Here is a 7,143-nt window from a genome sequence, read left to right as displayed (position 1 = left end):
GCTTTTCATTCTCCGCCTGCAGCCTGCCGATCTCGTCATCCATCGCCTTGCGCTCGTCGGGCACGGCATAGCAGGCCCAGCCGGCGGGAGAACTATTGCAATTCGAAACCACGCCGGTGCGCGTATCGAGCCTGATCAGGCCGCCCGCAACCGGGGAGAACGTGTAACGGCCATTCTCGCTATCCGGCAGCGAATCCGCCGCCACCCCGCCGACCCCGGCGAGACAAAAAGCGATGGTCGCGATCGTGGTGGAGAATCTTGCGGGCGATGTCGCAGGATACGCTGCAGCATGCAATTTCATGCGGTGCGCTACGGGATGCGTCATGACTTTCATGGCGTTGCTGGCCTCGCTGACCGGTCAGGCCCCCTGAACCTTTGAGCTATAGGGTGGCCGACCGGACTTCAATGCGTCGGCGAGCAATTCGATCCGGTCCTGCCCCCAAAACACCTCACCGTCGAGCACATAGACCGGCGAGCCGAAGACGTCGGCGGCGATCGCATCCTGGCGATTTTGCTCGTAAGCCTTGCTGATCTCGTCCGAGCCTGACCGCTCGACGAGTTGCTTGCCGGGAAGCCCGGATTGATCGGCGAGCCTGGCGATGGTGTCGGGGTCGGCAAGATTGAGCTGATCCTCCCACACCGCCGGAAACACCCGCCGCAGCAACGGATCGGGATCGAGCCCAGCCTCGATCGCGGCAATCACCACACCATCGGCGAGGCGGGCGTTGAACGGCCAGTGGGCCGGCTGAAGATGGAAATCCAGCCCGCGCCTGTCGCGCCAGCGCTGCAGCTCGACCATCCGGTAGCGCTGCCGCACCGGATGACGTTTCAGGAGCGGCAGCCCACCGGTCTCCGAGAACAGATCGACCAGCACCACCGGCTTGTGGTTCACTTCAAGATCAAAGGTCGCGACGACGTCGCGGAACGCGTTGTGCCCGATATAGGCCCAGGGCGATTGAAACGAAAAATAATAGTCGACGCGCCGCGACATCCGAACCCCCATCACCGCACTTGTATTCGCGATCGATCCCAACAGAGCGGCCCCGCGGTGGCAAGATTGATCGTTGCGCGATGAGACCACGAAATTTTTTGAAATTATCGCAGCGCGCCGGTTTCAGGGCACGCCTGCCGGAATTCGTGCGCGCAAGCCGCTCATGGAAAAGCGATCCAGGCCGGCCCGAGTTGGCGCCCGGACAAAACGGCCCGTCATTGTGGCTTTCGCGCCGCAGAAATTGCGCCGCCGCCGACACGATAGATCGAGATAAATCAAGATAAATCAATTAATTAGGCAATAAACACGTAATCTTGACTTGGCCGGAGGTGGTCAGTATGGTCCGCGCGGCTTTCAAGGGCGACGGGGCGTAATTTCCAACCCATCGGCATCGTGTCGGGTCTCCATCCATGGCGGAACGCACGAACGACGAGGGACACGGAAATCGCGAGAAATTGCCCGACGAAGCTGCGCTTTCCGCAAGGCTCGGAAGTCTGGATCAGCGGTTGTCCGAAATTCGCGGCAACCGCAAAATCGAGACTGACCAGGCCGGAGGTCAAGGCGGGGACGGAGCGGCCAGAGCATCGGCGATGGCGCTTGGTTTCCGGCTTTCTTCCGAATTGATCGCCGGCGTCATTGTCGGAGCGCTGATTGGCTGGGGCATCGACCACTTGCTGTCGATCTCACCCTGGGGGCTCATCGTGTTCGTCCTGCTCGGCTTTACGGCCGGGGTCGTCAACGTGGTGAGGTCGGCAGGCGTGGCCCCGGACAGAACCGGCCGCTAGTGCAAGGCGGCAGCCGGACGAATTGAATTCTAGAGCGCCGGCGTGGCTGGCGAACCAAGAGACCCGCGCGGATGATCGATCCGATCGAACAGTTCAATATCGAAAAGATCTTCACGATCGGCCATATCGGCAATCAGGAGATCGCCTTCACCAACTCCTCCGCCTACATGTTCGGCACGGTGGCGCTGGTCTCGCTGCTGATGATCGGCGGCGTCGCCAGCAAGCGGCTGGTGCCGGGACGCATCCAGTCGATCGCCGAAATCACTTACGAGTTCGTGGCCAGCACGGTGCGCGGCAACGCCGGCAGGGAAGGCATGAAGTTCTTCCCGCTGGTGTTCTCGATCTTCATGTTCATCTGCATCTCGAACGTCGTCGGGATCATTCCCTACGCCTTCACGGTGTCGAGCCACATCATCGTCACGGCGGCGCTGGCGTTGATGGTCTTCGTTACCGTGCTGTTCTACGGCTTCTACAAGAACGGGCTGAAATTCCTCAAGATATTTGTCCCCTCCGGCGTTCCGATCTACATCCTGCCGCTGGTCGTATTCATCGAGGTGTTCTCGTTCTTCCTGCGGCCGATCTCGCACTCGGTGCGTCTGTTCGCCAACATGCTGGCGGGCCACATCGCGCTCAAGGTGTTCGCGAGCTTCATTCCGGTTCTGGCGGGCATCGGCATCGTCGGCTATTTCGGCGCCGTGCTGCCGCTCGGCATGGTGATCGCGCTCACCGCGCTGGAGCTGCTGGTGGCGTTCCTGCAGGCCTATGTCTTCGCCATCCTCACCGTGATCTATCTCAACGATGCGCTTCATCCGGGCCACTGATCCGGCCCTTTTTCTGCCAAACCCCTCAAAGGAGTTCGTTTCATGGATCCGATTGCCGCGAAGTACATTGGCGCTGGTATTGCCTGCATCGGCATGGGTGGCGCCGGCGCCGGCGTGGGCATCATCTTCGGCAACTATCTGGCCGCTGCGGTGCGCAATCCCTCGGCCGCCCAAGGCCAGTTCGGCAACCTGATCTTCGGCTTCGCCGTGACCGAAGCGCTCGGCATCTTCTCGCTGCTGATCGCGCTGCTGCTGCTGTTCGCGCTGTAATCGGGCCAGGCCGAACGGGAGAATACCATGGCTGAAAGTCATGGCGAGACCAAGGGCACCGGCGCTCATACCGAAGCCGAGGGTGGCAAACCACCGTTTCCGCCGTTTGAAAAGAGCACCTTTGCTTCGCAACTGGTGTCGCTGGTCATCGCCTTCGTCGCGCTTTACCTGATCGTCTCGCGCATTGCGCTGCCGCGCGTGGGCGGCGTGATCGACGCCCGGCAGAACGCGATCGACGGCGATCTGGCGGAAGCGCAGCGGCTGAGGGACGAGTCCGACGCCGCGCTCAAGGCCTATGAGAGCGAGCTCGCCGCCGCCCGCTCGCGGGCACAGGCGATCGGCGCCGAGACCCGCGACAAGCTCAACGCGGTCGCGGACGCCGAACGCAAGACGCTCGAGGAGCGACTTTCGGCCAAGCTCGCCGACGCCGAGAAGACCATCGCGGCGACGCGCCTGAGCGCGATGGGCAATGTCCGCGGCATTGCCGCGGACGCGGCGGCTGCGATCGTCAGGCAGCTGACCGGGATCAAGGCCGACGGCAAGACGGTCAATGCCGCGGTCGACGCGTCGTTGAAGGGATAGATCGATGTTCTTTGCCGAGTCGGAATTCTGGGTTGCCGTCGGCTTCGTCATCCTGATGGGCGTGTTCGCCTATGTCGGCGTGCATCGCACGGTGCTGAAGGCGCTGGATAGCCGCGCCGCGCGGATCAAGGCCGAGCTCGACGACGCCCGACGGCTCAAGGAAGACGCTGCCAGGGTGCTCGCGGACTACAAGGCGCGCCGTGCCAGGGCGGAGAGCGAGGCCGCCGACATCATCACCAGCGCCAGGGCCGATGCCGAGCGGATCGCGGCCGAGGCCAAGGCCAAGATGGAAGACTTCGTCGCGCGGCGCACCAGGAGCGCCGAAAGCAAGATCGCGCTGGCCGAAGCGCAGGCGGTGGCCGACGTCCGCTCCGCCGCGGCCGATGCCGCGATCGCGGCGGCGTCCAGCATCCTGTCGCAGACGGTAAAGGACAAGGTCGCCGACCAGCTCGTGACCAAGGGCATCGCCGAGGTGCGCCAGAAGCTGAATTGAACAAAGCCAGCTTCGCAATCAACAAAGCCGGCGCAACATGCTCGCCGGCTTTTTTGTTTGCGGCGGTACGCGTCGTCTACTTCTTCCGCCTCGCCGCTTTCGGCTTCGGCTCCGGCGCCACGAGCTGCGGATCGAAACCGATATAGAAGATATAGGAATCGACCAGCGCGCCGGGCGGCATCGGATAGACCAGGTCGTCGGCGACGAACGAGAACGGCACGCTGGCGTCTTCGGTCATCTCGACCGTGGTCCGGTAGGCCTTGGTGGCGATCACCTTCTCGTTGACGCCGCCCTGCACCACCGCGATGCGCAACGGCACCTCGACCGATGACGGCGCGCCGGCGGGGCCGGCGATGACGCGGCCCTGAATGCCGATCCGCGCGACGATGTCATCGCCGTTCTTCCTGCACTCCCGCGCTGTCCTGGTGATCGTCGCCTGGTAGCGGACGTCATTGCCGACCGGCTGCTTGCCGGGCGCGGCCACCGCAAAGGTCGAGGCTCCGGCGCGGATGGTGACCGAAGGACAATTGTCCTCGACCTGAGATTCGGTCAGTCCAGGGTCGGGGGCTGGCTGCCCCGGCTGGCCTTGCTGCCCCGCCTGGGGCGCCGGATCATCGGGCTTGCCGCCAAACAGGCTCTTGAAACGGTCGCTCAGCGACTGCGACGCCGCCGGCGCGCAAACGCCGCAGATCGCCAGCGCGACCAGCGCCGCGCCCACTGCCTTGATGATACGGTTCTCACCCATGCGAAGATCCTGCGTGCAAAGATCCTGGATGCTGTCCAGCCATGATGTCCTCGGGAACGGTTTTATAACGATGTGATCGGGGCGCCCCCAAGGCAAGTATGGCGGCACCTATGGAGCCATCGAGACGCGCATCGAGGCCGCCGATTGCGCCCTGAACATGCTGTTTAACCGCGAAAATCCTCGTTCAAAAGGCCAAATAACAGGTGGTCCTGCCACACCCCGTTGATGCAGAGGTAGCGCCGCGCCAGCCCCTCGCGGGAAAAGCCGCATTTCTCCAGCACCCGGATCGAGGGGGCATTGGTCGGGATGCAGGCAGCCTCGACGCGGTGCAGATTGAGCTCGCCGAACAGGGTCGGCAACAGCACCCGCAGCGCCGCGGTCATGTAGCCGCGATGCGCATGGGGTTCGCCGACCCAATAGCCGATGGTGCCGGCCTGCACGATGCCACGGCGGACATTGGCGAGCGTGATGCCGCCGATCATCGCGCCATCGAGCTCGCGGAAAATGATGAACGGATAGGACCGGTCGGCGGCGATATCCTCGGCATAACGGCGCAGCCGCCGCCGGAACCCCGCGCGCGTCAGATCATCGGACGGCCAGATCGGCTCCCATGGCGTCAGATATTCGCGGCTATAGTCGCGCAAATGGGCCCACTGCAGGAAATCGGACATCTGCGGCGCGCGCAGCAGCAATCCGCTGCCGCGCGGCGCAAGCGCGGTCGGTCCGCTCGATGGCAAACGAAACAGGGCCATGACGTGATGCTCCCCGATGCCAGAACCCGTCTCGCTGCTGGTTGTCAGTGCAGCCGGACCCTGGCCTTCGAACTCGTCAATCCTTCCGCAAAAGACACCGCCGTGTCCAGACCCCTGCCGCTGCCAAGGGCGACCACGGCCGGCCGGCTGCGCAACAGCAGCGCGCGTGCCGCATTCCGGGTCGAATCCACGCTCACTTCGTCGATCCTCTTCACCAGATCTTCCACAGTCTGCGGCTGACCGTAGGCCAAAACATGGCGCGCCAGCTGTTCGGCGCGCGAGCTGCAGCTTTCCAGCGCCATCAACAGGCCGGCCTTCATCTGCGCCTTGGCACGCGCGACCTCCTCCTCCGTCAGCGTCTCGACCGCATCGTTGACGACATCCACCACCACTTCCATCATTTCCGGCGCGTCCGCCGGATCGGTACCGGTATAGAGGCCGAAAAATCCGGTGTCGCTATAGGGAGCGTGGAACGTGTAGATCGAGTAGCACAGGCCGCGCTTTTCCCGCACCTCCTGGAACAGCCGCGACGACATCCCGCCGCCGAGCGTGTTGGTGAAGGCCTGCAGCGAGAACAGCGACAGGTCGGTCTGCGGCACACCCTCCAGCGCCAAGGTCAGATGGGCCTGCTCGAGCTCGCGATGCACCACGCGCGAGCCACCCTTGCCGAACATGGCCGCCTGCGGTTTCGGCGCCGGCGCGCCATCGAAGCTGGCAAAGCGCTCCGTCACCTCGTCGACCACCCGCTTGTGATCGATGGCGCCGGCGGCGGCCACCACCATGTCCGGACCGCGATAATGGGTCGAGAGATAGTCGCGCAGCATCGAGCGATCGAACCGCTTCAGGGTCTTCGCCGTGCCGAGCAGCGAGCGTCCCATCGGCTGCTCCGGGTAGCACAATTCATTGAGATGCTCGAACACCACGTCGTCAGGCGTATCCTGCGCCGCGCCGATCTCCTGCACGATGACGTTCTTTTCCCGCTCGAGCTCCTCCGGCTCGAACGACGGATTGGTCAGGATGTCCGACAGCACGTCGAGCGCCAGCGCCACGTCGGCCTTCATGACCCGCGCGTAATAGGCCGTGGTTTCGGTCGAGGTGCCGGCATTGAGATCGCCGCCGACCGCCTCGATCTCCTCGACGATCTCGCGCGAGGTGCGCCGCGTGGTGCCCTTGAATGCCATGTGCTCCAGCAGATGCGAGATGCCGTGCTCGTTCGGCTTCTCGTCGCGGCCGCCGACGCCGGCCCACACCCCGAGCGCCGCGGTTTCCAGATGCGGCATGGTGTCGGTGACCACGGTGAGGCCGGAGGGCAGCCTGGTAATCTCGACACTCATCCACTCGCTCCTTGTTTCGCGGCGCGGCTGACCGACTTGACGAACCGCTCGACCTCGTCCTGGTCGTTCTTCACAATCTCGATCTGCTCGGGCTTCGTCATCAATCCGTCCAGCCAGGCCGGCAATGGCGGCCTGACGCCGCAGGCGGCCTCGACCGCATCGGGGAATTTCGCGGCATGCGCGGTCGACAGCACGATATTGGGGACGTTCGTTTCCGTGATGTCGCGATCGGCCACCGCCAGCGCCACCGCAGTGTGGGGATCGACGAGATCGCCGGCCTCGCGCCAGGCGGCGCGGATCGCCGCACTGGTCTCGGTCTCGTCGGCGCGCCCGGCGTCGAATTCGCTGCGGATCGCAGCCAGCGTCGCAT

At 64.0% G+C, this 7,143-nt stretch carries 9 protein-coding genes and 2 pseudogenes; 5 read left to right on the top strand and 6 right to left on the bottom strand.

Going from position 1 to position 7,143, the window contains the following annotated elements:
- Positions 1-334: pseudogene (locus WCB02_RS02945) on the bottom strand (hypothetical protein); the annotation flags it as partial.
- A 24-nt stretch (positions 335-358) separates the two neighbouring features.
- On the bottom strand, positions 359-991 hold the full coding sequence (locus WCB02_RS02940) for a 2-hydroxychromene-2-carboxylate isomerase (RefSeq protein ID WP_423956197.1): 633 nt from the start codon (positions 989-991) through the stop codon (positions 359-361).
- A 410-nt stretch (positions 992-1,401) separates the two neighbouring features.
- Between WCB02_RS02940 and WCB02_RS02935 the strand changes: the two genes are divergently transcribed.
- The 5 genes from WCB02_RS02935 (at position 1,402) to WCB02_RS02915 (ending at position 3,942) form a co-directional block, all read left to right on the top strand.
- Positions 1,402-1,776, top strand: coding sequence for an AtpZ/AtpI family protein (locus tag WCB02_RS02935; protein WP_423956195.1), 375 nt, complete (start codon positions 1,402-1,404; stop codon positions 1,774-1,776).
- A gap of 71 nt (positions 1,777-1,847) precedes the next feature.
- A complete protein-coding gene (locus WCB02_RS02930; RefSeq protein ID WP_423956193.1) occupies positions 1,848-2,597 on the top strand; it encodes a F0F1 ATP synthase subunit A in 750 nt (249 codons plus the stop codon).
- Positions 2,598-2,639: 42 nt separating this feature from the next.
- Positions 2,640-2,867, top strand: coding sequence for a F0F1 ATP synthase subunit C (locus WCB02_RS02925; protein ID WP_009796340.1), 228 nt, complete (start codon positions 2,640-2,642; stop codon positions 2,865-2,867).
- A 27-nt stretch (positions 2,868-2,894) separates the two neighbouring features.
- Positions 2,895-3,449 carry a F0F1 ATP synthase subunit B gene (locus WCB02_RS02920; protein WP_423956191.1) on the top strand — a complete coding sequence of 185 codons (555 nt, stop codon included), beginning with the start codon at positions 2,895-2,897 and terminating at the stop codon, positions 3,447-3,449.
- A 4-nt stretch (positions 3,450-3,453) separates the two neighbouring features.
- The gene (locus tag WCB02_RS02915; RefSeq protein ID WP_423956189.1) at positions 3,454-3,942 is read left to right on the top strand and encodes an ATP F0F1 synthase subunit B; all 489 of its coding nucleotides are present in this window, start codon (positions 3,454-3,456) and stop codon (positions 3,940-3,942) included.
- Positions 3,943-4,018: 76 nt separating this feature from the next.
- Here the strand turns inward: WCB02_RS02915 and WCB02_RS02910 are convergent, their stop codons facing one another.
- The 4 genes and pseudogenes from WCB02_RS02910 to WCB02_RS02895 all read right to left on the bottom strand — a co-directional run.
- Entirely contained in the window at positions 4,019-4,687 is a 669-nt protein-coding gene (locus WCB02_RS02910) for a hypothetical protein (protein ID WP_423956187.1), read from the bottom strand.
- Positions 4,688-4,851: 164 nt separating this feature from the next.
- Positions 4,852-5,439, bottom strand: coding sequence for a GNAT family N-acetyltransferase (locus WCB02_RS02905; protein WP_423956184.1), 588 nt, complete (start codon positions 5,437-5,439; stop codon positions 4,852-4,854).
- Positions 5,440-5,483: 44 nt separating this feature from the next.
- Positions 5,484-6,773 (bottom strand): M16 family metallopeptidase, encoded by a 1,290-nt coding sequence (locus WCB02_RS02900; RefSeq protein WP_423956182.1) that lies wholly within the window; start codon positions 6,771-6,773, stop codon positions 5,484-5,486.
- Positions 6,770-7,143 (bottom strand): annotated as a pseudogene (locus tag WCB02_RS02895) (threonine synthase); the annotation flags it as partial. The pseudogene WCB02_RS02895 and the gene WCB02_RS02900, both read right to left, overlap by 4 nt.

This window comes from Bradyrhizobium sp., from assembly GCF_049581145.1.
Classification (GTDB): Bacteria; Pseudomonadota; Alphaproteobacteria; order Rhizobiales; family Xanthobacteraceae; genus Bradyrhizobium.
This window is presented reverse-complemented; position numbering and strand designations above follow the sequence as displayed.